25 protein-coding genes are annotated in these 25708 nt (G+C 47.9%); 20 read left to right on the plus strand and 5 right to left on the minus strand.

Translation table 11 applies throughout. The features are described from left to right. The first annotated feature begins 13 nt into the window (after positions 1–13). The 10 genes from NE473_RS22340 to NE473_RS22385 all read left to right on the plus strand — a co-directional run bounded on the left by NE473_RS22340 (position 14) and on the right by NE473_RS22385 (position 10887). Positions 14–1486: an MFS transporter gene (locus tag NE473_RS22340; RefSeq protein ID WP_055650927.1), complete on the plus strand. Its 1473-nt coding sequence runs from the start codon at positions 14–16 to the stop codon at positions 1484–1486. A 17-nt stretch (positions 1487–1503) separates the two neighbouring features. Next, positions 1504–2388, plus strand: coding sequence for a sugar phosphate isomerase/epimerase family protein (locus NE473_RS22345; protein ID WP_055650926.1), 885 nt, complete (start codon positions 1504–1506; stop codon positions 2386–2388). 20 nt (positions 2389–2408) lie between these two features. Continuing rightward, entirely contained in the window at positions 2409–3605 is a 1197-nt protein-coding gene (locus NE473_RS22350) for a Gfo/Idh/MocA family protein (RefSeq protein WP_006773365.1), read from the plus strand. Between the two features lie 55 nt (positions 3606–3660). Beyond that, on the plus strand, positions 3661–4665 hold the full coding sequence (locus tag NE473_RS22355) for a Gfo/Idh/MocA family protein (protein ID WP_022030071.1): 1005 nt from the start codon (positions 3661–3663) through the stop codon (positions 4663–4665). Positions 4666–4685: 20 nt separating this feature from the next. Next, positions 4686–5552, plus strand: coding sequence for a sugar phosphate isomerase/epimerase family protein (locus NE473_RS22360; RefSeq protein WP_022030070.1), 867 nt, complete (start codon positions 4686–4688; stop codon positions 5550–5552). A gap of 65 nt (positions 5553–5617) precedes the next feature. Next, positions 5618–5992, plus strand: a complete 375-nt coding sequence (locus tag NE473_RS22365; RefSeq protein WP_242866183.1) for a TM2 domain-containing protein — start codon at positions 5618–5620, stop codon at positions 5990–5992. A gap of 215 nt (positions 5993–6207) precedes the next feature. Next, positions 6208–6732, plus strand: a complete 525-nt coding sequence (locus NE473_RS22370) for an adenine phosphoribosyltransferase (RefSeq protein ID WP_055650924.1) — start codon at positions 6208–6210, stop codon at positions 6730–6732. Positions 6733–6750: 18 nt separating this feature from the next. Continuing rightward, complete coding sequence (locus tag NE473_RS22375) at positions 6751–8364, plus strand: amidohydrolase (protein WP_055650923.1); 1614 nt, start codon at positions 6751–6753, stop codon at positions 8362–8364. 270 nt (positions 8365–8634) lie between these two features. After that, positions 8635–9510, plus strand: coding sequence for a helix-turn-helix transcriptional regulator (locus NE473_RS22380; protein WP_055650922.1), 876 nt, complete (start codon positions 8635–8637; stop codon positions 9508–9510). Positions 9511–9639: 129 nt separating this feature from the next. Then, positions 9640–10887, plus strand: coding sequence for an NAD(P)-dependent oxidoreductase (locus NE473_RS22385; protein ID WP_006773356.1), 1248 nt, complete (start codon positions 9640–9642; stop codon positions 10885–10887). A gap of 135 nt (positions 10888–11022) precedes the next feature. Here NE473_RS22385 and NE473_RS22390 read toward each other — a convergent pair whose 3' ends face one another. The 3 genes from NE473_RS22390 to NE473_RS22400 are packed head-to-tail and all read right to left on the minus strand — an operon-like array spanning position 11023 to position 13258. Beyond that, positions 11023–12219 (minus strand): PT domain-containing protein, encoded by a 1197-nt coding sequence (locus NE473_RS22390; protein ID WP_055650921.1) that lies wholly within the window; start codon positions 12217–12219, stop codon positions 11023–11025. Continuing rightward, positions 12198–12746 carry a nitroreductase family protein gene (locus NE473_RS22395; RefSeq protein WP_055650920.1) on the minus strand — a complete coding sequence of 183 codons (549 nt, stop codon included), beginning with the start codon at positions 12744–12746 and terminating at the stop codon, positions 12198–12200. The genes NE473_RS22390 and NE473_RS22395 overlap by 22 nt, the downstream gene beginning before the upstream one ends. Before the next feature lie 5 nt (positions 12747–12751). Continuing rightward, entirely contained in the window at positions 12752–13258 is a 507-nt protein-coding gene (locus NE473_RS22400) for a cupin domain-containing protein (RefSeq protein ID WP_039891525.1), read from the minus strand. Between the two features lie 243 nt (positions 13259–13501). Here NE473_RS22400 and add point away from each other — a divergent pair, with 243 nt between their 5' ends. The 5 genes from add to NE473_RS22425 all read left to right on the plus strand — a co-directional run bounded on the left by add (position 13502) and on the right by NE473_RS22425 (position 19251). Continuing rightward, positions 13502–14506 (plus strand): adenosine deaminase, encoded by a 1005-nt coding sequence (gene add, locus NE473_RS22405; RefSeq protein WP_055650970.1) that lies wholly within the window; start codon positions 13502–13504, stop codon positions 14504–14506. A 249-nt stretch (positions 14507–14755) separates the two neighbouring features. Continuing rightward, positions 14756–16216, plus strand: coding sequence for an ABC transporter substrate-binding protein (locus NE473_RS22410; RefSeq protein ID WP_055650919.1), 1461 nt, complete (start codon positions 14756–14758; stop codon positions 16214–16216). Between the two features lie 66 nt (positions 16217–16282). Beyond that, on the plus strand, positions 16283–17200 hold the full coding sequence (locus NE473_RS22415; protein WP_055650918.1) for a carbohydrate ABC transporter permease: 918 nt from the start codon (positions 16283–16285) through the stop codon (positions 17198–17200). A gap of 2 nt (positions 17201–17202) precedes the next feature. Then, the gene (locus NE473_RS22420; RefSeq protein WP_055650917.1) at positions 17203–18030 is read left to right on the plus strand and encodes a carbohydrate ABC transporter permease; all 828 of its coding nucleotides are present in this window, start codon (positions 17203–17205) and stop codon (positions 18028–18030) included. Between the two features lie 9 nt (positions 18031–18039). Further along, positions 18040–19251 carry an FAD-dependent oxidoreductase gene (locus NE473_RS22425; protein WP_081034937.1) on the plus strand — a complete coding sequence of 404 codons (1212 nt, stop codon included), beginning with the start codon at positions 18040–18042 and terminating at the stop codon, positions 19249–19251. Here NE473_RS22425 and NE473_RS33205 read toward each other — a convergent pair. Together NE473_RS33205 and NE473_RS22430 are read right to left on the minus strand one after the other, a co-directional pair. Beyond that, the gene (locus NE473_RS33205) at positions 19248–19571 is read right to left on the minus strand and encodes a helix-turn-helix domain-containing protein (RefSeq protein ID WP_502802839.1); all 324 of its coding nucleotides are present in this window, start codon (positions 19569–19571) and stop codon (positions 19248–19250) included. The two genes, NE473_RS22425 and NE473_RS33205, sit on opposite strands and share 4 nt — an antisense overlap. Next, positions 19495–20115: a cupin domain-containing protein gene (locus tag NE473_RS22430; protein WP_256265388.1), complete on the minus strand. Its 621-nt coding sequence runs from the start codon at positions 20113–20115 to the stop codon at positions 19495–19497. Before NE473_RS22430 ends, NE473_RS33205 begins: the two co-directional genes overlap by 77 nt. A 101-nt stretch (positions 20116–20216) precedes the next feature. On the opposite strand from NE473_RS22430, the gene NE473_RS22435 reads away from it, so the two are divergent. Genes NE473_RS22435 through NE473_RS22455 form a run of 5 tightly spaced genes read left to right on the plus strand, consistent with a single transcriptional unit; the run spans position 20217 to position 25647 of the window. Continuing rightward, positions 20217–21542 carry an endo-1,4-beta-xylanase gene (locus tag NE473_RS22435; RefSeq protein ID WP_055650914.1) on the plus strand — a complete coding sequence of 442 codons (1326 nt, stop codon included), beginning with the start codon at positions 20217–20219 and terminating at the stop codon, positions 21540–21542. 19 nt (positions 21543–21561) lie between these two features. After that, on the plus strand, positions 21562–22935 hold the full coding sequence (locus tag NE473_RS22440) for a mandelate racemase/muconate lactonizing enzyme family protein (protein ID WP_055650913.1): 1374 nt from the start codon (positions 21562–21564) through the stop codon (positions 22933–22935). 4 nt (positions 22936–22939) lie between these two features. Further along, positions 22940–23668: an SDR family NAD(P)-dependent oxidoreductase gene (locus NE473_RS22445; protein ID WP_207643652.1), complete on the plus strand. Its 729-nt coding sequence runs from the start codon at positions 22940–22942 to the stop codon at positions 23666–23668. Beyond that, positions 23665–24567, plus strand: coding sequence for an RraA family protein (locus tag NE473_RS22450; protein WP_055650911.1), 903 nt, complete (start codon positions 23665–23667; stop codon positions 24565–24567). Before NE473_RS22445 ends, NE473_RS22450 begins: the two co-directional genes overlap by 4 nt. Positions 24568–24582: 15 nt before the next feature. Further along, positions 24583–25647: a lactonase family protein gene (locus NE473_RS22455; RefSeq protein WP_070102811.1), complete on the plus strand. Its 1065-nt coding sequence runs from the start codon at positions 24583–24585 to the stop codon at positions 25645–25647. Positions 25648–25708 lie beyond the last annotated feature (61 nt).

The raw sequence follows: 25708 nt of genomic DNA on the forward strand, positions 1-25708 counted from the left end.
AGGATTTATACATATGGGAAAAACAACGAATCCAAGCGGTATGCACCGTGCAAAGTTGTGGCAGATCGGGGGATTTGCATTTAACAATACAGCTACAAACCTGTATATGTTCATGATGAACTTCATTGCGTACTACTTAACCGGCTATGTGGGCGTCGGAGTGGTAGTCGCATCTACTTTGATTACCACGATGCGTATCTGGGATGGGGTTACCGATCCGTTCATCGGATACATGGTAGACAAGACTAATTCAAAATTCGGAAAGAACCGTCCGTTTATGGTCATCGGAAATGTGATTCTGGCAGTGGGAAGCTTTATTCTGCTTCATGTGACTCATTTACTTCCCACGGGGGCACGTTTCATCTTCTTCGTGCTGATCTACATGGTTTATATCATTGGCTATACCTTCCAGTGCGTCGTTACGAAGTCCGCACAGTCCTGTCTGACCAATGATCCGAAGCAGAGACCTTTATTCTCAATCTTCGACGGTGTTTACAATACGATTGTCTTTGCTTTGATTCCTATTTTTGTTTCAGGCTATTTAGTACCGAAGCACGGCGGATTCAATGCTGCATTTTTCCATGAATTCTGGTGCTATGTGGCGGCAGCATCCGGAATCCTGACCTGCATCGCCATTTACTGTATCTCCAGTAAGGACCGTCTGGAATACTTTGGTACAGGTAAGGTAATTAAGATTGGATTTAAGGATTACTGGGAGGTTTTAAAGAATAACCGGGCGATTCAGATGCTGGTAGTAGCTGCATCCACAGATAAACTGGCGTCCTCTGTCAGAAGCAATTCCACCATCGGCGTTATTCTGTACGCAATCATCTGCGGCAACTATGCGCTGTCTGGTGCTGTGGCCGGTTACACTTCAGTTCCGAACATGCTGATCCTGTTCTTTGGCGTAGGCTGGATTGCAACACGCCTGGGACAGAGAAAAGCCATGCTGTTTGGTACCTGGGGCGGCCTTATCTTTACCGCTTTGAGTATTGTCCTGTTTGCCGTGGGAGATCCGACTCAGCTGTCCTTCCCGGGGATCGCCGGTTTCGCAGGCTGGAACTTCTTTACTCTGGCATTCCTGGCACTGTATATTCTCGGACAGGGCTGTATGGGAGTATCCGGCAACATCGTTATTCCGATGACCGCAGACTGTGCCGACTATGAGGTCTACCGCTCCGGCAAATACGTTCCGGGCCTGATGGGAACTCTGTTCAGCTTTGTTGACAAGCTGATCTCCTCTCTGGCAGCAAGTATCGTAGGCGTTATGTGCGCCATGATCGGATTTAAAGAGACTCTTCCCGGCGTAGATACTCCATACAGTCCGCAGCTTAAGTTTATCGGCCTGTTCTGCTTCTTCGGTCTGATCCTGTTCGGGCTGATCTGTAATCTGATCGCCATGAAGTTCTATCCTCTGACAAGAGAGAAGATGGAAGAAATTCAGGAAAAGATAGCAGAAATTAAAGCGCAGGCCCAGCAGGCGTAGGATTGGAGGCTGCTCAGATGGAAAAAATTATGATTTCCGGGTTTTCCGATGAAATCAGCGCTGATTTTGATGAACAGTTAAAAGTAGTTTCAGAACTGGGGATGGAGTATATCTCCCTCCGCAGCGCTGACGGGAAAGGGATTGCGGAATATACGGCAAAAGAGGCGGAGGAGAAGCTGCTTCCGGGACTGCAGGCCGCGGGCATCAGGGTCTCTTCCCTGGGATCTCCCATCGGCAAGGTTGGAATTGATGACGAGGACGGCTTTGCAAAACAGCTGATCCAGCTGGAGGAGCTGTGCAGGATCGCGAAGGTACTGGACTGCCGTTATATCCGGATGTTCAGCTTTTATATTCCGGAAGGAAAAGACCCGGAGGATTACCGTGAGAAGGTGATTGAAAAGCTTGCAAAGTTTGACGCCATAGCGAAAGCGCACGACATTGTCCTGATTCATGAGAATGAAAAGGATATCTATGGAGACCGGAAGGAGCGCTGCAGGGTGATTCTGGATGCACTGGGAAGCGATCATTTTAAGGCAGTGTTTGATTTTGCCAACTTCGTACAGTGCGGAGAGGATACCATGGAATGTTGGGAGCTTCTCCGTGACCAGGTGGTTTATATCCACATCAAGGATGCCGTTGCATCGGATAAAGAAAATGTGCTTTGCGGAACAGGCGAAGGAAAAATCAAAGAAATTCTGACGAGAGCGATCAGAGAAGAGGGGTATGAAGGATTTTTAACACTGGAGCCCCATCTGGTACTGTTTGACGCGCTGCAGTCATTAGAGGTCTCTGATGCCGAGAGCGTAATCAAAGAGAACAAGGCAAAGGATGGTGCCGAAGGGTACTCGATGCAGTATCATGCGCTGAAAGAAATATTGAATTCCATAGAGAGACAGGATTAAAGAAAGAGAGGTTGCTGCATATGAATAAGGTAAGATTTGGACTGATTGGTATCGGAGCTCAGGGCGGTGCATACGCTGGATTTTTAACGGGCAGAGGCGGTTTTCCGGGTATGCCCGCACCGGAGTGCCCTCCTCACTGCGCGCTCGGTGCGCTGTGTGATACAGACCCTGCGAAGGAAGCCATGTGTAAAGAAAAATATCCGGAGACGCCATTTTTTAAAGACTGGAAGGATCTTGTGAATTCCGGCACGGTTGATGCGGTGGTGACGACCGTTCCTCACTATCTGCACACAGAGATTGCGATTTACTGTCTGGAGAGGGGAGTGGCTGTTCTCGTTGAAAAACCGGCAGGCGTATACGCCAAGTCGGTTCGTGAGATGAATGAGTGTGCGGCGGCTCATCCGGAGGTTCCCTTCGGCATCATGTTTAATCAGCGTACGAACAAGCTGTATCAGCGTGTGAAGGCGATTGTGGAGTCCGGCGAACTGGGCCAGATCCGCCGTTCCAACTGGATCATCAATTCCTGGTGGCGTCCGGACAGCTATTACCGTCAGAGTGACTGGCGCGCAACCTGGGGAGGAGAGGGCGGCGGCGTCCTGGTAAACCAGGCGCCTCATCAGCTGGATCTGTGGCAGTGGATCTGCGGCGTACCGAACAGGGTATACGCAAAGTGCATCTATGGGGATCACAGAGACATTATTGTGGAGAATGATGTCACTATCGTTACCGAGTATCCCAACGGAGCTACGGGAAGCTTTGTCACCTGTACCCATGATCCCATCGGTACAGACCGTCTGGAGATCGACTTGGACGGTGGAAAGATTGTCGTGGAGGACAGCCGGACAGCGACGGTTTATCGTCTGAAAAAAAATGAAGACGAGTTAAACCGCACGATGTCCATGATGGAACTGGTAAAATTGACACAGGGGAATGCTGCAGGAGCAGACGGCGGCCTGTACACTGTGGAAACCTTTGAGAATACAGATGGCTGGGGCGTACAGCACATGACTGTCATGGAGAACTTTGCATGCCATATGGTGGAGGGGACTCCTCTGCTGGCACCGGGCTCCGACGGCATCAATGGTGTAAACTTAGCCAATGCTACCCTGCTTTCCAGCTGGCTGGGCAGGGAAGTGGATATGCCGGTCGATGAAGACCTGTATCTGGAAGAGCTGAACAGGAAGATTGCCGCAGAAGGCAAATTTCCAACCCGTTAGTTGAAAGGCGCCGGTTTGACAGCCGGCGCGCTTTCGCAGAAATGGAGGAAGAAAGATGAAAAAGGCTGCAGTAATTGGATTGGGAGATATTTCAAAGATCCATATACCAGTCATAGAGGCAAATCCGGATATCACTCTGTGCGCGGTATGCGATGACAATCCGGAGCTGAAGGAAACAGCGCCGGAAGGGGCCGCCTTTTATACGGATTATCGTGAGATGGCGGAGAAAGAAAAACCGGACTGTGTCCATGTATGCCTGCCCCATTACCTGCATTATCCGGTGACAAAAGAACTGGTGGAGATGGGGTGCAACGTCTTCTGCGAAAAGCCGGTTGCCTTGAATTCCGAGGAAGCAGAGCTGTTTGTCCGGCTGGAAGAAGCCCATCCGGAGATTCGAATCGGAATCTGTCTGCAGAACCGCCTCAATGAAAGCGTAGAGCTGCTGAAAGAGATCATAGAGAGCGGCGAATACGGTCAGGTGGTGGGAACGAGGGGAATCGTTCCCTGGTACCGCCCGGCTGAGTATTACAGCGCGAAACCCTGGAGAGGAAGATGGGATACGGCGGGAGGCGGCTGTATGATCAATCAGTCGGTCCATACACTTGATCTTCTGTACTATCTGGGCGGAGATATCAAAGGCCTGAACGCCTCTGTAAGCCAGATCCTGGATTACGGCATTGAGGTGGAAGATACGGTGACTGCACGGCTGGATTACGTAAGCGGCGCCAAAGGGCTGTTCTTTGCCACCAATGCCAATTATAAGAATGAAGCGGTTCAGATCGCCATCCAGCTGGAACGCGGCGAGTTCCGGATTGAAGAAAATATTCTGTATCAGATCCTGCCGGAGGGCGGGAGAAAGAAGCTGGCTGAGGACCGGAAATTTCCGGGAACCCACTTCTATTACGGCGCCAGTCATGGAAAATTAATCGACAGATTTTACAGAGTGCTGGAAATGGGAGAAGGGGAGTATATCAGGGTGAAGGATGCGAAGATGAGCATCCGCCTGATTGATGCCATCTTAGAGTCCGGTAAGAGCGGTTCTTACAAATCCATCTTGTAATTTTAGAAAGGGGATATCACATGAAAAAAGGGTTAATTGGTATTCAGATGAGTACCATCAAAGATAAGATTGCAGAGCTTGGGGCCTACGGCACCTTAAAAGCCTGTGCGGAGCTGGGATACCACTGTGTGGAGGTTTCCCAGATTCCCATGACGGAAGAGAATGTGGCTGGAATGAAGAAGGCCTGTGAGGAATTCGGCATAAAGATTGCCGCTTTAAGTGCTGCCGTAGAGCCGATGATGCCGGGCATGCCGGGAGAATACTTAACCACGGATTTTGATAAGATCGTGGCGGACTGCAAGACTTTAAACTGCGATATGCTGCGGATCGGCATGCTCCCGATGACCTGCATGGGAAGCCGTGAGAAGGCTCTGGATTTTGTGAAACGCGCAGATGAAATGGCCGGAAGATTAAAAGAGCATGGCATAGATTTATACTATCATAACCACCATGTGGAGTTTGTAAAATACGATGGGGAATACCTGCTGGACATTATTAAAAACAATACCAGGAATATGGGATTTGAGCTGGATATCCACTGGATTCACCGCGGCGGAGAAAATCCGGTGGAATTTATCCGGAAATATGACGGAAGAATCCGGCTGCTTCATCTGAAGGATTACCGCATCGGGCAGCTTAAAATGCCGGAAGGAGCGTTTGATCCGAAAACGTTTATGGCTGCCTTTACCGATATTGTTGAGTTTGCGGAAATCGGTGAGGGAACGCTTCCGGTTAAGGAGTGCATCGAAGCCGGTTTTGCGGGAGGCAGTGAGTATTTCCTGATTGAACAGGATACAACCTATGGAAGAGATCCGTTTGAGAGCCTGAGAATCAGCAAAGAGAACCTTGAGAAAATGGGGTATTCCGACTGGTTTTTACTGGATTAAGCGGGCAAAGACTGATCAGGGAGTAAGGCGGAATGAAGCGGCTTTCGGCGGCAGGAGGTAAAATAATGGGAAAAAGAAGAAAACAGGACGATCCGGATTACGTGGATCCCAAAAAGATGATTGCTCTGGAAGAGGAGATGGCCGCTCTGAAAAAGGAGTACGGAATTGAGGATAAGCCGAGATGGTGGGTCCGGATCGGTGACTTTATCGCCAATCATGCCGGAACCAGACAGCCGGTGCCCGTATTCCGAAAAAAATATCTCCTTTTGGCCCTGTGTCTGGGGTGGGCCGGCGGTCATCGGTTTTATACGAAGCAGTATGCCCTGGGTATTATCTATCTGCTGTTTTGCTGGACCGGAATTCCGTTTGCAATGACACTGATTGACTTAATGATTGCGCTGCCAATGAAGGCAGACGAGCAGGGAAGAATGCTTCTGTAACCGTTACAGAGGAAAAAGTAAAACAAAAGAAAAAACAGACTGATTTCTTTGCGTGCCTGTGTTATAATGGAAGGGCCGAAAAGAGCAAAGAAGATTCGGAACGCTGCCGGAAACTGCTCGAGGTTTCCGGCTGTTTTTTGTGTTTGGCTGAAAGCCAATACTTTATATGCATGAAAAAAATAAAATTACAAACTATAAAGACGAGGTAAAAAGGTATGAAAAAATTAGAAGATTACGTAACAAGTATCCCAGATTTTCCGGAGCCGGGCATTATTTTCCGTGATGTCACGACCATTCTTCAGGATGCGGACGGGCTGTCTCTGGCGGTCGACGGCGTACGCGGGATGTTAAAGGAGGTGGATTACGATGTGGTAGTCGGTCCGGAGTCGAGAGGGTTTATCTTCGGCGTTCCGGTTGCTTACGCGGAGCATAAGGGATTTGTTCCGGTGAGAAAGAAGGGAAAGCTTCCGAGAGAGGTCATTTCCGCTGATTATGAACTGGAATACGGCCAGGCCACCATTGAAATGCACAGGGATTCCATTCAGCCGGGCCAGAAGGTCGTTATCATTGATGATTTAATCGCTACAGGCGGAACGATCGAGGCCATCATCAGGCTTGTGAAGGAGATGGGCGGAGAAGTGGTAAAGATCTGCTTTATCATGGAATTAAAGGGCTTGAACGGAAGAGAAAAATTAAAAGGGTACGATGTGGAATCTCTGATTGCCTACGAGGGAAACTAAAGGATTGAGGTGTAGAGAATGGATAAAATCCTGTACCATGGAACATTTCTGACAATGGCTGAGAACCGGCCGGAACCCGAGGCAGTGCTGATCCGGGACGGTGTGATCGGCGGAACCGGTACGCTGGAGGAGATGAGAAAACTGGCTCCGGACGGCATGCTCCGGGATATGGAGGGCCACACGGTTCTTCCGGGCTTTATTGACGGGCATTCTCATTTGAGCGCAGTGGCATACCAGCTGCTGGTCGCCAACTTAAAACCGTCGCCCCTCGGTCCCTGCAACAGCGTGGAGGACGTTGTGCGGGAGCTGAAGGGATTTCTGGAGACGCATTCGCTGAGGCCCGGCCAGTGGCTGATGGGAATGGGATATGACAACAGCGTATTCCCGGAAGGCGCCCATCCCACAAAGGAGGATTTAGACCGCGTGAGTACGGAAATTCCCGTCGCGGCGGCTCATATTTCCGGCCATTTATGCGTGGTGAACACGAAGGGGATGGAGCTTTTAGGGTACACAGGAGAACATTTTAAAGTCCCGCAGGGCGGTGTGGTGGAGCCTGCAGGGCTTTTGAAGGAACAGGCGTTTCTCGGGAAAAACGGGGAAATGCAGGGGCCGGCTCCCGAGGAGGTGGTGAAAGCGGTAGGTGATGCCTCAAAGCTGTACGCTTCCTACGGCCTGACCACCGTTCACGACGGAAAGGTTCCGGAAGGGCAGTACCAGCTCTTAAAAGGTGCCGCTGCCATGGGACTTCTAAAAAACGATGTGGTCATGTATCTCGCACCGGAGCTGGCGGATCAGCTGCTGACAGGACCGGGGCCGGAAGCGCTTGCGGCAAAGGGCTATGAGCACCATCTCCGTCCCGCTGGAGTAAAGCTGTTTCTGGACGGATCTCCTCAGGGGAAGACGGCCTGGCTGTCGGAACCGTACTACGTGGTTCCGGACGGTGAACAGCCGGATTACCGGGGCTTTCCAGTGCAGTCGGAAGCGTACGTAATGGACGTGATGCGTACCTGCGTAAAGAACCGCTGGCAGATCAACGTGCATGCCAACGGGGATGAAGCGATTGAGCAGATGATCCGATGCTATCAGTCGGTACTGGAGGAGACAGGGAGTGACAGGGATCTGCGCCCGGTGGTCATCCACTGCCAGACCGTCCGGGAGGACCAGCTGGCACGGATGAAGGAGATCGGCATGGTGGCCAGCTTTTTCCTGGACCATGTGTATTACTGGGGAGACTACCATTACGAGTCTGTGCTGGGACCGGAGAGGGCAGAGCGCATCAGCCCGGCCCGTTCGGCCCTGAAGCATGGGGTTTCCTTTACGCTTCACCAGGACAGCCCGGTAGCTCCGCCCGACGTAATGGGCGCTGTACACAATGCCGTAAACCGGAAGACGGAAAAAGGCCGTGTGCTGGGACAGGAGCAGACCATCACTGTGATGGAGGCACTGAAAGCCGTGACGCTGAATGGAGCGTATCAGATCTTCGAAGAGGATAAAAAGGGAAGCATTGAGGTTGGGAAGACAGCGGATTTTGCAGTGCTGGAAAGAAATCCCCTCACGGTTCCGAAAGAAGAGATCAGAGAAATAAAAGTTCTTGAAACGATAAAATCAGGAGAGACAATCTTCAGACGATAAGGGAATGGCTATCCTTACGGAGGCCGGCCGCAGGTTTCAGTCTGCCCAAAGTCAGACCATGCGGCCGGCTTTTGTGCGATTACACTATGCCGTATGTGAATGGGGAAGACTTATGATTCGGCCAGCCAATGTTATGGAAAACCGCGTAAAATAAGGGATGCAACCGCAGGTAGCGTGAAAAAAACGGAATGCTACGCCAGGTTGGTGGAAGTAGCGCCTGTGCAACTGTAGAATAAAACCATAAAATATATCCTACAGGAGGAAGTATGTATGAGTTTTTCTGATAATTTACAAGTGTTGAGAAAAAGAAATAATATGACGCAGGAACAACTGGCAGAGCAGCTGGAGGTGTCGCGGCAGGCGGTTTCCAAATGGGAGTCGGGACAATCCTATCCGGAGATGGAGAAGCTGTTAATCATCTGTGATATGTTTCACTGCGACATGGACTCCCTGGTCAAGGGAGATTTAACGCTGGAGGACCAGGCGGATGCGGCGGGATACGACCGCTTTATGAACGGATTCTCCTATCGAATCACAGGCAGCATAACTCTGATTCTGGCAGCGGTCACGCTGATGGCGTTTCTGGATGGGCTCGTTCATGAGGATATTCTGGCAGTCTTTCTGATCGCAGCGGCAGGCGTGGCTGTGGCAGTGATGATTGTAAGCGGCATTAATAAAGAAGCCTTCGAAAAAAAATATCCTCATATTCAGGATTTCTATTCGGAAGAAGAGCGATCCGGTTTTACCAGAAGATTTGGTATTGCCATTGCTGCCGCTGTATGCCTGATTCTGTTTGGAATCTGTGTGAATATCGCAGTGGATTCCATGAGCTTTCCATTAAAGGAACAGCTTTCCGGCGGATTTTTCCTGGTCTGTGTCACCGTTGCGGTGGGTATGTTTGTGTATTTTGGACTTCAGAAGGAAAAGTACGAGGTGGAGGAATATAATAAACGCCATGACGGGAGCAGAGAGAAGGGGAATGCGATCGTGGGAAAGGCGTCCGGCGTCATCATGCTTCTGGCTACCGCGGTCTTCCTTTATTTCGGACTGGTCTGGGATATGTTCCGGAGCGCATGGATCGTCTACCCCATCGGCGGAATTCTATGTGCCGTAGTGGCTGTAATCTGGGGAGATAAGAAAGGCTGATCCATTTTATTTTTTTACATACATGAGGACGGAATATTGATTCCTGGTTTCCTTTGTGCTATGATGAGGACAAAAATAATTGTATACAAAATACAGTAATGTTCCAAACAGCGAAAGGAAGGGATTATCATGGCTGTCCATGTAATTGATGAAGCTAACAGATGTTTAAACTGCAAGAAGCCGTTGTGCCAGCAGGGGTGCCCGATTCACACACCGATTCCGAAGATGATCGAAGCGTTTAAGGAAGGTGATTTAAACCGGGCGGGAGATATGGTATTTGCCAATAATCCCATGTCCTTAGTCTGCTCACTGGTCTGCAATCACGAGAATCAGTGCGAGGGTCACTGCATACTCGGCAGAAAAGGGCAGCCGGTTCACATCAGCAGCATTGAAAACTATGTATCCGATACGATTTTTGATAAAATGAAGATCGAATGTCAGCCGAAAAATGGAAAGAAGGTTGCGGTTATCGGCGCTGGACCGGCCGGAATTACCATCGCCATTCTGCTGACGAAAAAGGGTTACAGCGTTACCATCTTCGATTCAAAGGATAAAATCGGAGGCGTACTGCAGTATGGAATCCCTGCGTTCCGCCTGCCGAAGACAATTCTGGACCGCTATAAAAAGAAGCTTCTGGAGATCGGCGTAAAGATCAGGCCCAACACGGCCATCGGCACGGCACTGGAAATTAAAGACCTGTTCCGGGACGGGTACGAAAGTATTTTTATCGGAACAGGCGTCTGGAGACCGAAGACACTGGGCGTAAAGGGAGAGTCTCTGGGAAATGTACACTATGCCATCGACTATCTGGCGAATCCGGATGCCTACGACTTGGGAGAGCGGGTTGCAGTCATTGGCATGGGGAATTCGGCCATGGACGTGGCCCGTACCGTGATCCGTCACGGTGCCCGTGAGGTAACGCTCTATGCGAGAGGGCTTGTGAGCAATGCCAGTGAACATGAAACCGCTTATGCCAGACTGGATGGCGCGGCGTTCGAGTTTGGAAAGCAGATTGTGGAGATCACAGACGACGGTCCGGTGTTTGAAACCATCCTCTACGATGCGGAAGGCCGTCAGACCGGAGTTGAGGAGACGACGGAGCAGGTTTACGCGGACTCCACGATCATTTCTATCAGCCAGGGACCGAAAAGCAAGCTGGTCAATACGACAGAAGGACTGAAGGCATCGAAAAATGGTCTACTGATGACTGATGAGAGGGGACAGACGACGATACCGGGAATATTCGCCTCCGGCGATGTGGTGTTGGGAGCACGGACCGTGGTGGAGGCGGCTGCTTACTCCAGGGTGGTGGCAGAAGCCATGGATGAATATATGAAAACCAACAGTCCGCTGCCGCAGGAACATGCGGGGAAATGACTGGGCCAGACTGTGCGGTAAGCAAAAAGGGAGCGCCGGAAAGCAAATAAAGTAGTTTGCTTTCCGGCGCTCCCTTTTCAATACGATGATGACCCGTATGATGAATGTGCGGGCTGTTGTTTCTCACCGGGGAGATTACGGAACGGAGAAGCCGCTTGTGGACGGAGAACCGTTCCACTGGTCCCCGTCAGAACGGTAATACAGTCTTGTGACAGAACCATCCGTTTTGGTATAGTCTATGACGAAGACCTGGCCGGTTTCAATCCGCATGGGGTAATTGCTATAAGGAAGATTATCACTGGTCAGTTCACAGTCCTTAAAATCGTCGTAGGCATGTTCCAGGCGCCAGAACTCACGGAATGAGTAATCCTGAAAGCCTGTCATATCCTGTTTCCCGAAATAGGCGGCCTCATACTCTTTTCCATTGACCGTGAGTTTGTCAGTTCTGACAGGGGTGCTGTCCTTTGTCGCCAGGATTAAGTCTTCTGAATGAATGACATCACCGTAATGTTCCTTTAACTGGTTTGCCATGCAGGGAATTGTGCCGGTGCTGTCCAGGGCTTCCGGATTGGTATGGGCGCCTCCGTAGATGCCCATAATAGCTTCCCCGTTTAATTTGTCGTATTCCCGGATAAAGTTCTCAACCATCATGTTTTCGCGGTAGACATTGTCTGAATGGTCGTAATAATAATTTGCCTGTTCGATTATCTCTTGAGAAATACGGTACTGCTCAGAGTCTTCCAGCCCATTTTCCTTTAAATATTCCAAATAGCGCTCTCCGGTTGAAAAATACTGGTGTCCCACGTCGGTTCCGTGGAACACGGTCTCGGGGCACTGGCTTTTAATCGCCTGATAGAACGGCTTGATATATGGATTATGCGCGGCTGAGCCCTCCCAGTCGTCATAGAGGGCGTTGAGGATCTCGTCGCTGTCTGACTTCATCCAGAGATTTAGATATTCCGCGGTATAGTATGGCAGTTCCACGAACAAATGTCTCATATTATGATTGTGATAGTGGTCATTCCATATCTCGACTTCCCTGTTCAGAATTTTTTCCACGGCATGCTGCTCGCCGTATAAGTAGATCTGACCGGCCTGTGGCTGTACAGCCCCGGATTCAGCCGCCTGTTGTGCGGTTGGCTGAGAGGCGGGCTCAGCCGTCTGCTGTGGGTCAGGCTGGGAAGCGGACTCAGCTGTCTGCTGTACGGCAGACTGAGACACAGACTCGGCCGCCTGTGCCGGCGCTTTCGAACAGGCGGTCAGGCCCAGGGCAAGTGTGAGGGCAAGAAGCGGGAGAACGCCTGCTTTTTTTATGATTCCGGTGAACTGCATGATCCGGTTCCTCCATATCTGTTAAACCAGGCCCGCTCTTCAAATGGCTTTTTCTTTGCCTGGGGGCCGGGGGTTGCAGGATAGCCGACCGGCATGTAGACATAGACGGTCTGATCTTCCGGTACGCCCAGCAGTCTGCCCATCTTCTCTGCCCTCTCTCCGCGGATCTGACCTTCGATCCATACGGTTCCAAGGCCCTTGTCGGCCGCTGCAAGATAGATATTTTCAGCGGCAGCACAGTAGTCATGAACGTGGTAGGAGACTCCGCTGGGTGACATGGTGAAGCTGCCGATCAGAAGAATGGCGGCGGTGGCTCCCTTTGCCCATTCGTGGTTGTATATCTCGGCAAGTCCGGCCAGCAGCTCCGGATCATCGACACCGATCAGTTTCGTAGTTTGTAAGTTGCAGCCGGAGGGGGCTGAGTACCCTGCCTCCAGAAGCTCCGTTAAATCTTCCCGGGAGACGGGAGCGTCTGTAAACGGGCCGCGAAAGCTCTTGCGGCTGCGGATTGCGTTCATAGTATCCATAATTGTTACTCTCCTTTCTTTTGCCTGTGTGGCTGGTTGGGGGCGGAGGACCAGTCGCTTTCCGTGGCGTCTGCACGGTAAATCCGTCTTTCTCCGTTGGATTTGTGCAGATAGATCTGCTCGTCCGGATAGTAGCAGGTGTCCTCGGGATCCACGGTTCCGATGTCGAGAATGCACAAATTTTCCTCGCCGGAATTGTAGAAGGAATGGGCGATGTTTCTGCCTGCAGGTTTGGCGAGAAAGTCATCCGGTCCCACCGGATAAGTCTCGTCATTGAGGCGGAGCGTCCCGGTTCCTGACATAATATAGAAGAATTCTTCCTGACAGGAATGACTGTGGTACGTTGTGCTGAAAGCACCGGGAGGAATGGTGTCCAAATGGATGTAAATGCGTTCACTTCCCACCGATTTTCCCAGATCTCCTGTAATGAGTCCTGCCGCATCTTTCCAGATAAAAGACGGGTCCAGAGAACGGGAATTTCCTGTTTTGCTGTTTTCTTTTTTGTTTTTCATGAAACTCCTTTTTATGTATGATTGATCTGCCGCGGAGGTCCGTATCCTGATTCTAATCATAATGCTTTTTTAGAAAAAATACAACCGTTCCTGTTCATTTCCCGTCTGGAACCGGCAGAGCCAGACCGGGCTGCGCACTCCAGACGGGAAATGAACAGGAACAAATATCCGGAAACGCTCTTTCATCAATTTTATGATTATGGTATACTGGTTCTATCATTTTGCAGAAACGAGGGATTGATTATGGGAAGACCGGAAACGGATTTACACCTGCATCTCGATGGTTCGCTGTCCATCGATGTGGTGAAGACGCTGGCAGATAGAATTGGGTATGATTTTGGCGGGAAGAATGTAAAGGAATTGCTGTCGGTAGGAGAAACCTGTGAAAGCCTGCCGGATTATTTAAAATGCTTCGATTTGCCGGGGATTCTGCTTCAGACGGAAGAAGCCCTGGAGTATGCGGCCTGTGATCTGGTAAAGCGGCTGGCCGGGCAGGGACTGGTATATGCAGAGATTCGATTTGCGCCGCAGCTCCATAAACAGAAGGGGCTGACGCAGGGGCAGGCAGTGGAAGCCGTTGTAAAAGGAGTGAGGACAGGCTGTAAGGAGACCGGCATTTACGCAGGAGTCCTGCTTTGTGCCATGGTAAACGGCAGCGATGCAGAGAATGAGGAGACCATGGAGCTGGCGAAGGCGTTTTGTAAAGAAAAGGCTGTAAACGGCGTGGTAGGAGCAGATATTGCCGGACCGGAAGGCTTCGTTCCGATGGCGCATTTTGAAGGAATGTTTAAGCGGGTGTACCAGGCCGGAGTGCCGTTTACGATTCATGCCGGAGAGTGCGGGGACTATGAGAACGTAGTCAGGGCTGTGGCCTTTGGTGCAAAAAGAATCGGACACGGATGCGCGGCGATTCAGTCGGAAGAGTGTATGAGACTGCTGGAGAGAGAAAAAATTACTCTGGAGATGTGCGTGGTGAGCAATTTGCAGACAAAGGCGGTGGCCGGGATAGAAGATCATCCGCTTAAGAAGTTTTTCGACAGGGGCATAAGAGTAACGTATAATACCGATAATATGACGGTATCCGATACTTCTCTTGAGCGGGAGGCGGAACTGATCACGAGGAAACTGGGATTCAGGGAAGAGGATTTGAGAAAGATGAATGAGTATGCGGTCGAGGGGGCGTTTGCCGGGGAAGAGGTGAAGCGAAAAATTTATGATATATTGAAAAGACAGGCAGGAGAGTACTGACTATCCTGTTATCATAAGGAATATTAACAGCAACGCTGGAAACCTGGATTTTATCAGGGGGCCAGCGTTGTTTTTCATTTTGTTCGAATATAGTTTCCTTTCCGCCAAAACACAGAAACAAATATATTTGTCAAACAGTATAATATATTTGTTGTAAATTAACTCTCATTTGCTAAAATATACACATATCTTATAGCGGTACAGAGTCAACGATTCCATTTATAAAATTATTTCGGAGGAGGATCTATCATGAAAAAACATCTGGCGTTATTAATGGGAACAGTAATAGCTGCAGGACTTTTATCAGGCTGTGGTTCATCTGGGGATGAGACGAAAGCGGCGGAGAGCACAGCGGTGGCTGCGGACCAGACGCAGGCATCGCAGACTGCTCAGGTGGAAGCTGCCGAAGGGGATAGTGGCAGTGAAGAAGAAATTACGCTGCGCGTATACGGGCCTGGATTGTTCGCTGAACAGGGCGAGAATGGGAGTCTGGATATGATTACGGGGGAAGAGACACCGGGATACGACGTTGTCATCAATAAATGGAACGAGCTGCATCCTAATGTGCATGTAGAGCTTGAAGCTGTGCCTTGGGAGAACTGGCAGTCATCCATTCAGACTGCGGTATTGGGAGGTGGAATCGATCTGATTCTGCATGGGGCCAGTATCTGTGATCTTGTAGAACCTTTGGACAGTTATTTAGAGGCTGAGCCTGAATTCAGAAAAGAGATTTATGCGGTAGAGCAGAGGCGGACGGACGCGGTAAATGATCTCTCCGTATCCACGACAACTGGAATTCAGTATGTGGTTGATCCCATGATTGTATATCTGGACAAGGATATTTTCGAACACTATGGTGTAGAGCTTCCGGGAGAAGACTGGACTTGGGAAGATATGCTTGCCATGGCTGAAAAGATGACAGGGACGGATCCGGTTACAGGGAAACAGACGTATGGAGTACAGCTGGTAGATACAAACAGCACGGCAAACAGCTTCTTTAATTATCAAATGATGGCCTCCGGGTTCGATGCAAAGGTAATTACATATGGAAAAACCCCGTTGGACAGCAAGGTGGATTTTACAGGTGAAGGCACGGTTAAAGCCTTAAAAATGCTTCAGGACCTTGGACAATACTGCAGTTCTAATGTAAGAGAAGGCGTCAACGTTGATAAGACATTGAAGGCTGACAATGATACTGCCATTCGGTGGGATCAGAGCGCTTATAAGCACTATAAAGAAGCAAAGGCTGCCGGTGTGGAAGACAAGTTCGTTTTCTGGAATATGCCGGCCATAGAAGCAGGGGAGTATAAGGGAAAGCCATCTGCTTTTATGGGAAGTAATAATGTGGCTATCTGCAAGACCAGCGAGCATAAAGAATGGGCATGGGAATTTTTAAAATTTATATCTACAGATGAAACAGTGTCGAAATGGGTTTCAGACTGTGGCAGAATTCCGAATAATCCCTCTGGTATGGAATTTGTTAAGACGGAAATGGGCGACAAGGTTGCGGCCATCAACAGAGCTATGGAAGAGATACCGGATGGATTCAACAATTCCACGAATGATTTCTTTAATAATGTGAGTTTTGGTCCGGTAACCTCTACGATGGGAGTTGTGATCAGTGATCTTCTCAATAATGTTACGACACCAGAAGAAGCGGCCGAGACACTTCAGAACTCGGTCGATGAGTATTTGAAATCTATTCAGTAACACCGGCAGAACGATGGGAAATGGTATAGGCCATTTCCCATCTCCTGATAGAAACCAGGAGGTACTATGAAACAAAAAAAGTGGACGAAAAGAATAATAAAAAAACAGCTGACATGGTATTCCTTTATCATTGTCAGTATTGTGACGCTGCTGCTGCTGGTTTATCTTCCCATGCTTACGACAATAAAATACAGTCTGTTTGACGTATCAGTAATTGGATTCGGAGAGAAGTTTGCCGGCCTTAAAAATTATAAGATATTGCTGACACAGTCAACCTTTTTAAAATCTTTATGGAATACGGTTGTACTGGCCATTCTGGGGCTGCTGACGATTCCTCTGGGCTTTATACTGGCAGTTCTGATTAACAGCCTTGGTTCTGGCAGAACACAGAGCTTTTTCAGAATAGGCTTTTATCTTCCAAATATCATTACTGGAGTCAGTGTAATCCTAATGTTTCAGGCTGTGCTGCAGGGAGATGGAGGACTGTTAAATACATTCCTAAGCCGGATTCTGGGACACGAGATAACGATTGGCTGGTTGTCCAATGCGAAGTATGCGAAGATCGGGGCAACAATTCTGTGGTGTTGGATGAATATGGGGTATTCCATGCTGATTAATCTGGCAAGTATGCAGTCTGTGCCCACGGAAATCTATGATGCGGCAGCTGTTGATGGCGCCAATGGGTGGAAAAAGATCTGTTATATCACAATCCCCTCCATGAGGGGCTGCTTTTCCTTCCTGCTTGTGACAACGATGATTAATGGTTTGTCCAGATTCACAGATCTGTTTATTATAGGTGGAAACAGTTCTGCGGGTGTGCCGGGAGGCACTCTGCAGACAATCTTAATGTATATCTATCAGTTTAGCTTTGAAGTGCCAAACTATGGCATTTCCTCAGCCGGAGCGATGATTCTGTTTGTTATGGTATTTGTATTTACCATGTTGAATGTTAAGTTGACAGGATTTTTGGATGAGGAGAAATAATTATGAAGAAAGCAAAAATCAGAAAAGCTGTTACAATAACGGTTTTATTTGTAATATTAGCAATCGTACTGACTCCGCTGTGGTGGGCAATCGTTCTATCATTTGACCGCGCTGCAACAACGGCACTTCCCCCGTTTTCGTGGCTTCCAAACGAAGCCAGCCTGTTTAACTATAGGGCGGCAGAAAAGCTGATTGATCTGGCCCGATATTATGGAAATACGATATTTATCACTATAGTCAATACTTTGATCTCCGTGTTTTTTTCACTCATGTGTGGTTATGCGTTTGCGAAAGGGGATTTTGTCGGAAAGAAATTCTGGTATATTTTTATGCTTGCTGTGATGATGGTTCCTTTTGAATCAAGACTTGTACCGTTGTACTTACAGTATAAGAGCTGGGGACTGTTAAATACTTACTGGCCCTTGATTTTGGGAAATTTTGCATACGTATATGGCGTGTTTTTTGCCAGACAGAACATTGCATCAATACCGGATTCGCTGGCTGAATCGGCATATTTAGATGGAGCCGGTGAATGGCGGGTTTTCTTCAGCATCATTCTTCCACTGTCAAAACCAGTTATGGCGACGTTAAGTATTCTGCAGGTAATTGCAAACTGGAATTCCTATTTATGGCCTCTGGTCGTTATTCGGGATTCGGCAAAGCAGGTAATTTCCGTAGGAGTAGCAATGTTTAACGCGCAGCAAAACAGCGTGTATTACGGCCCCAGAATGGCGGTGGCGGTATTGAGTGCTATCCCCTTGACAATTCTGTTCCTGATACTTCAAAAGCACATTGTAGCCAGTATTGCCGTGTCAGGAATTAAACAGTAATGGAGGAAGATGATGGAGCGATACATAAAAGAAGAGTTACAGATTCCGCTGTGGTCCGTGTCTGACGTTGTAGTGGCGGGAGGCGGAATTGCTGGAATATCCGCGGCGCTGGCGGCTGCCAGAAATGGAGCTAAAGTCCTTCTTATTGAAAAACAGTGCATCTTAGGTGGTCTGGCTACCGCTGGTCTGGTGACGATTTACTTACCATTGTGTGATGGAAGAGGAAATCAGATGTCATACGGAATTGCTGAAGAACTGTTTCATCTGTCTATAAGTCAGGGAGTACAGGACCGTTATCCCAAAGCGTGGCTGGAGAACGGTACAAAGGAGGAGAAATCCCGGCAGCGTTTTGAGGTTCAGTTTAACCCGCAGAGTATGGCTCTTCTGGCGGAAGAAATTCTGATAAAAAATGGAGTTGAAATTCTCTACGATACGCGTATCTGCAGCGTTAAGACCGAACAGGAACTGGTACATGCACTGGTAATTGAAAATAAAAGCGGTCGAAGCGCCGTTTGTGCAAAATCCTATGTGGATGCAACCGGAGATGCGGACCTTTTCTGGCTGGCCCATGGGGAAACAGAAAATTATAAGAATAAAAACACTCTGGCAGGCTGGTATTATCAAAGCAGCAGAGATGGTATAAAGCTAAAAATACTGGGATTTGCCGATGCTCCGCCGGATACGGAACGTGATCAGGGAGAGGTACTGCTGAAACGCCGTTTTACGGGGCTGGATGGAAGGGAGAACAGTGAACTGCTTTGTGCCTCTCATAAGGCGACTCTGGATGATATCAGGCAAGAGAGGCTGGAGGATGATTCGTTCGAGCCGGTCACCATCAGTACCATTCCGCAGGTCCGTATGACGAGACGGCTCTGCGGTGAGTATACGCTTAAAGAAGCCGAAAACGATAAGCGGTTTGATGACTCCATTGGCATGGTAGGAGACTGGAGGAAACGTGGAATGGTATATGAAATTCCGTTTAGGTGCCTGTATTCCAATAAAATAAAAAATTTAGTTGGCGCGGGAAGGTGTATATCAGCAGACGACGGAATGTGGGATATAATCAGGGCAATTCCGGGATGCGCAGTAACCGGGGAAGCGGCAGGAACTGCGGCGGCAGCAGCTTGCGACTTTACCCAGTTGGATACGGCGGTTCTGCAGGAGATGCTTAAGAAGCAGGGACAGCGGATTCACTTCAAAGAAGCGGGGCTGTATCATTAGATACTTTTCCGGTAAACACCTGGTGAGAGCGAAGTTATCTTTTTAAAGGCATAATTAAAATTTGTAGTACTGTTAAATCCGCATAAGCCTGCGATCTCTGTAATGTCCTTGCTGGTCTGGGTGAGATAATGGATGGCTAAATCAATACGTTTTATTGTAATAAAATCCCATACAGATATGCCGTTCATTTTCTTAAATATCGTAGAAAAATACGTTCTGCTTAAACCGGCGTGGCGGGCAATATCATTCAGAGTCAGGGAGGAGGTCAAATTGGTCATGATATACTGGATGGCATGTTCCAAACATACCAGATTCTTCATTGGCAGGAGATGCGGCAAGCTGTTCCTGAGGGGTGTAGTGACGGGTGATCTCAATTAGAATAGCCAGTAAGTGAACTTTTACCATAGGTTCATATTCCGGCAGACGGTCACAAAACTCTTTTCGAATGTCTAAAAGCTGCGCTGTGAGCTGAGTATTAAACGGATCTCCTACGGGCAGATGATAATTGAATTCAGGCCGTGTAAATACATTTAAATACCTGGGATTAAACATACCGTTGCCAGGGGACCAGATGAGTGTCGGTTCCAGAAAAATATTAAGAACCTTCAAATCAGAACTTCGTTCCAGTTTTAAAATGCGGTGATCCGTGTTGCTTGGAAAAATAAAAATATCACCAGGTTGAAAGTGGTAGATGATACCATCAATGCTGTATTCACCGTAACTATCATAGAGTCCGATCTCAATTTCCGTGTGATGGTGTTCATAGAGAAGTACTTTGTCTTTATGGAGGGTAAGAACCTCCGTCATACGAAGCTGGGACGTGAGCGTGCCGGGCCCTGGAATCATATATTCTTTGGCAATCATAGTGGCCTCCTGATGTTGAAAAGTAGAGTGTTCTAATCACATTATAAGAGTTTTTATGAAAGCAGTCAATCATAGCAAAAAGGGAAAAGGTGGAAGTAAAAATGGGAAGAAAAGAGACAGTATTTAAGTATTTTAACGAGCAGAAGGAGTATACGAAGGACCGCGTAGCCCTTGGAATCGAGAAGAACAGAAAGGGATTTGCTGAATTAAGTATCAAAGACCAAAAGGGGAATCCTATAGAAAATGTTCATGTGAGTGCTGTCCTGGAAAAACATGAATTTAAACATGGTGCCAATTTATTTATGCTGGATGAGTTGGAGACAAAAGAGAAAAACGATATCTATAAAAAGCGTTTTAAGGAAGCGTTTAATCTGGCCACGCTGCCGTTTTACTGGAAAGATTTAGAACCAGAGCAGGGAAAACCGCGTTTTGAGAAGGACAGTCCCAGGATATACCGGCGTCCGACTCCGGACTTGTGTCTGGAATACTGTGAGGAAAATGGGATTACACCGAAAGCCCATTGTCTAAATTATATGCCATGGTCACCGGACTGGGTTCCGGATGATATTGATGAGACAAAACGGCTATTAGACAAGCGTTTTCATGAGCTGGCCGACCGATACGGCAGCAGAATTCACGGTTGGGAAGTGATTAATGAAACAATGGAAATAAAGCTTGATGAAGATCGAAAATTCTTTAAAGAGCCTGATGTGGTGGAATGGAGCTTTGACCGTGCTAAACGCTATTTTAAGAATAATGAGCTGATCATAAACGAAGCCTCCAGTTCCGCCTGGGAACAGTTTAAATATAACCGGTCCGCATATTATCTGCAGATTGAGAGAGCGCTGTTGAACCATACGCCAATTGATACTGTTGGCATGCAGTATCATATGTTCTATCCGAGAGAGAAAGAAGAAGTATGTATTGAACAGATGGGAAATCCTAAAAAACTGTTTGCTGTTTTGGATCAATATGCGAAGCTTAACAGGCCTATCCAGATTACGGAGATTACGATTCCGGCATATTCGAGAGGGGAGGAAGATGAAGAAATTCAGGCCGAACTTATAAAACAACTGTACTCTATATGGTTTAGCCATGAGGCGGTAGATGCGATCATTTACTGGAATCTGGTAGATGGATATGCGGCTTTTGCTCCGCAGGGAGATATGACGTCCGGTGAAAATTATTACCATGGAGGACTTCTGCGTTTTGATATGTCGGAAAAACCAGCCTATCAGGTGATAAAGGAGTTGTTCCAAAAAGAATGGCACACGGAGACAGACTGCGTCACAGATAAGAGTGGAAAAGCCCAGTTTAAAGGATTTTATGGCCAGTACAGGCTTACTTTTAACATGAATGGAAAGACAGTGGAAAAGAAAATAAATTTCTCGAAAAATGCCTCCAATCGTTTCGAGATCGTTCTTTAACAAGGAAGGAGACAGCAGAATGGAAAACAGGCTTATATCAGATATTGTAGCAGAAAATACCAATGTGTGTTCCCGTCCGTCAGAATTGAAAATTACAGATATCCGGGTAGCCAATATAGATGGTGCACCGAAACACTGTCCGTTAATCAAGGTTTATACAAACCAGGGGCTGATTGGTTATGGTGAGGTGCGAGATGCCTCCAGCGATACATACGCTCTGATGCTGAAGAGCAGACTGGTAGGAGAAAATCCATGTAATGTTGACAAACTGTTTAACCGGATCAGACAGTTTGGCGGTCATTCCAGGCAGGGAGGCGGCGTCTCTGGAATTGAGATCGCGTTATGGGATCTGGCAGGTAAAGCGTATGGAGTGCCATTGTACCAGCTGCTGGGCGGGAAGTACCGGGACAAAGTGAGGGTATATTGTGACACAGATGTGGAGGGGAAACACACTGGAACAGACATGGGAAGAGCTCTTAAAAAACGGATGGAAGCAGGCTTTACATTTCTTAAAATGGATTTAGGAATCGAGATGCTTCTGGATGAGAAAGGCTGTTTAAATGCACCGGCAGGTTTCCTGGATGAGATTAAAAAGTACTCTGCCAAAGCGATGATGCATCAGAGCGGTTCTATCGATTATGAACTTATGAGAGGAGAAAATTACCGTGTTTTTACAATACCACACTATGCCACTGGAATTCAAATAACGGAAAAAGGACTGGATTACATGGAAAATTATGTTCGCGACGTACGGGAGGTAATCGGATATGAAATTCCGCTGGCTATTGATCACCTGGGACATATTGCATGGCAGGACTGCATAAAAGTTGCGAGGCACCTGGAGAAGTACAACATTGCATGGCTGGAAGATGTGGCACCATGGCAAAACACGCAGCATTATGTAAATATCTCACATGCTACTACAATTCCAATTGCAACAGGAGAGGATATTTATCTGCATGAAAATTTTGAAGCCTTGATGGCATCGGGAGGGGTGTCGTTGGTCCATCCGGATGTCCTGACGATTGGAGGAGCCATGGAGACCAAAAAACTGGGCGATATGTGCGATAAATATGGAGTTGCCATGGCAATCCATATGGCGGAAAGCCCGATTGGCTGTATGGCGGCAGTTCACTGTGCTGCTGCGGTACGTAATGTAATGGCGATAGAGTTCCATTCCATAGATATACCATGGTGGAACGATCTTGCAAAAGGAATTGCCAATCCGCTGTTCCAGGATGGATTTATTGAAGTTCCGGACAAACCAGGACTTGGAATTGATGAGCTAAACGAGGAATTGATTGCAGAGCATCTTCACAGGAAATACACTGGACAATGGGAATCTACAGATCAATGGGATCATGAATGGGCCAATGACCGGGAATGGAGTTGATAATATGTTTGATTTAACTGGAAAAACAGCATTGGTTACCGGTTCCACCCAGGGGATCGGATATGCCATTGCCTCCTGTTTGGCAGCACATGGCGCTGCGGTATTTGTACATGGTTCCAGAAGTATGGAAAAATGCAAAAAGGCGGCTTCCGGTATTCCGGGCTCACGGCCGGTTACGGCGGATTTATCAGAGGCTGGAAGCTGCAGCAATTTATATCGTAAAACTGGCGATGTCGATATTCTGGTTTTGAATGCATCTGTTCAGGTTCGGAAGCCATGGAATCAGATTACATCAGAGGAATTTAATTTACAGGTTCATGTAAACTTGCTGAGTACTCTGGAATTAATGCAGCTGTATGGGGATCACATGGCAAAACAGGGCTGGGGAAGAATCGTTGCGATAGGAAGTGTACAGCAGTATAAACCACATCCTGATATGGGAGTTTATGCCGCGACAAAGGCTGCGCAGTATAATCTGGTTAGAAATGTTGCAAAACAGATGGCCTCCCGTGGTGTAACTGTCAACAATATTTCTCCGGGAGTTATTGCGACGCCGAGAAATGAGTCGGTTCTGTCTGATCCGGAGTATTTAAAGAAAGTAATGGACGGAATTCCATGTGGTTACGCGGGGCGGGCAGAGGACTGCAGTGGAGGCGTACTGCTTCTGTGTTCGGAGGAAGGGCGCTATATAACAGGGACGGACCTGGTAATTGACGGAGGTATGCATCTATGAGATATAATGTACGTGAGGAGATACTGGCTCTGACTCCTGAATGGAAAGGGGAACGTTTTGCTGATGGAAGGCCGAAAGTGCCTGATTATTATCTTGAGGCGTTACGGGGAATGACGCTGGAAGAAATCTGGAAACCTCTTTTTGTAAAGGGATATGACAATCAGTTTGAGGGAAAACTTAAGCGCCTGCATGATGATGAGAGAAAATTAATCGGCAGAGCAGTCACAGCAGCGTTCGTTCCGACAAGACCTGACCTTCATCAGGTGTGCTTTCAAGCGGGAATGGAAGAAGGGCGTAAGGGAAATTATAATCAGTGGGTGATCGACAGTCTGGTTGAAGGCGATGTTGTGGTTGCAGATATGTATGATAAAATCTATAAAGGGACCTTTGTGGGAGGTAATTTAGCCACGGCAATCCAGACGAAAACAAAGACCGGAGGAGCTGTGATATGGGGCGGCGTGCGGGATTTGGAACAGATGAGAAAAGTGGAGGGATTCCAGGCTTATTACCGGGGGATTGATCCTACGCCAATCAGAGACTTTATTATGACCGGTTTTAATACGGTTATTCGGTTTGGCAGTGCGGTCTGTCTGCCGGGAGATATTGTATTTGCTGATTACAGCGGGGTGTTCTTTATTCCGAGCCACGAGGTGGAAGAGGTGGTTAACGGTGCGGCCAAGACGCATATCAAGGATATCTTCGGTTTTGAAATGATCACACAAAATATTTTTACGACGGCTCAGATAGACCGGAATACCTGGACGGAGGAGATGCTGGATCAGCTTGTTGCATTTATCAGAGAAGATCCTCAGGGAATAGAGTACAGAGAATTGGATTGGTCTAAAGAATACGATCTGGCACGTCACGGAGATCCCAATGATACTCAGACTGCTTTATAGAATCAGAGGTGGTGTATGATGAAAAACAGATTATTTATTGGAACATATACACAGCAGAGCAGCAGGGGAATTTATCAGATTATTGTGGACATGGGGTATGCGCAGGAGGGGCCGCTAAAGCTTGTAGCAGAGATGATATCACCCACTTATCTTCTTTTGTCCCAAAATGAAAAAGTATTGTATGCTGTTTCAGAGGCACAGCCGGGGATTCGTGGAGAGATTGCGGCCTTTCACTGTACAGACAAAGGGCTTACACTGATTAATAAGGTACTGGCGCCGGGGGCCGGGCTGGTTCACGCGGCGCTCGATCCGGAAGAAAAGCTTTTATTTGCCGTGAGCTATCGGGATGCGAGTATTTTAATGTATGAACTCAGAGAGGACGGCGGGATCGGGGAACTGCTGGATGAAAAGATTCATACGGGACAGGGACGTGATCCGGTAAGACAGGAGAAGGCTCATGCGCATTCTGTATGGTTTACACCGGACGGGAAGAGGATATGTGTGTGTGACCTGGGGATAGACCGCCTGGTTGTCTATGAAGTGAACTATTCCTGTATGAAACTGGAAGAAAAAAAGGAACTGGGCGTCACATTTCCACAGGGATCAGGGCCGAGACATATGGTTTTTCATCCAAATGGCAGTGTTGCCTATGTCCTGGCAGAACTTTCTTCTGAGATTTTTATCCTGGACTATAATACAGAATCAGGCTTTAAGATTGTTGGTAAAGAAAATTCACTTTGCCGGTATGAGGGATATTCCATAGGCGCTGCCATACGGATCAGTGGGGACGGTAAATATCTCTACAGTTCTAACCGTGGGGCTGATGATATTGCAGTATACCGGATATCCGATGAAGGGCAGATAAAACGTCTTTTTAATATATCCTGTAAAGGAAAGCATCCCAGAGATTTTATTCTTGCCTCTCGGGACAGATATTTATTATGCGCTAATCGTGATTCGGACAATATTACGGTTTATTTAAGAGACAGTGAAACCGGAAGATTCAGTTATCTACGGGAAATAAAAGGGATAAGTATGCCGGTCTGTGTTGTAAATACGCAGTTGGATAAAGAAAATTAGCAGGAACGCATAACGTCAGCCTCGGTTTTGTGGCTGACGTTTTTTCCGGAAAGTTGTCGGT

The organism is Hungatella sp. SL.1.14 (genome assembly GCF_024460495.1).
In the GTDB taxonomy this organism is placed as follows: domain Bacteria; phylum Bacillota; class Clostridia; order Lachnospirales; family Lachnospiraceae; genus Hungatella; species Hungatella hathewayi.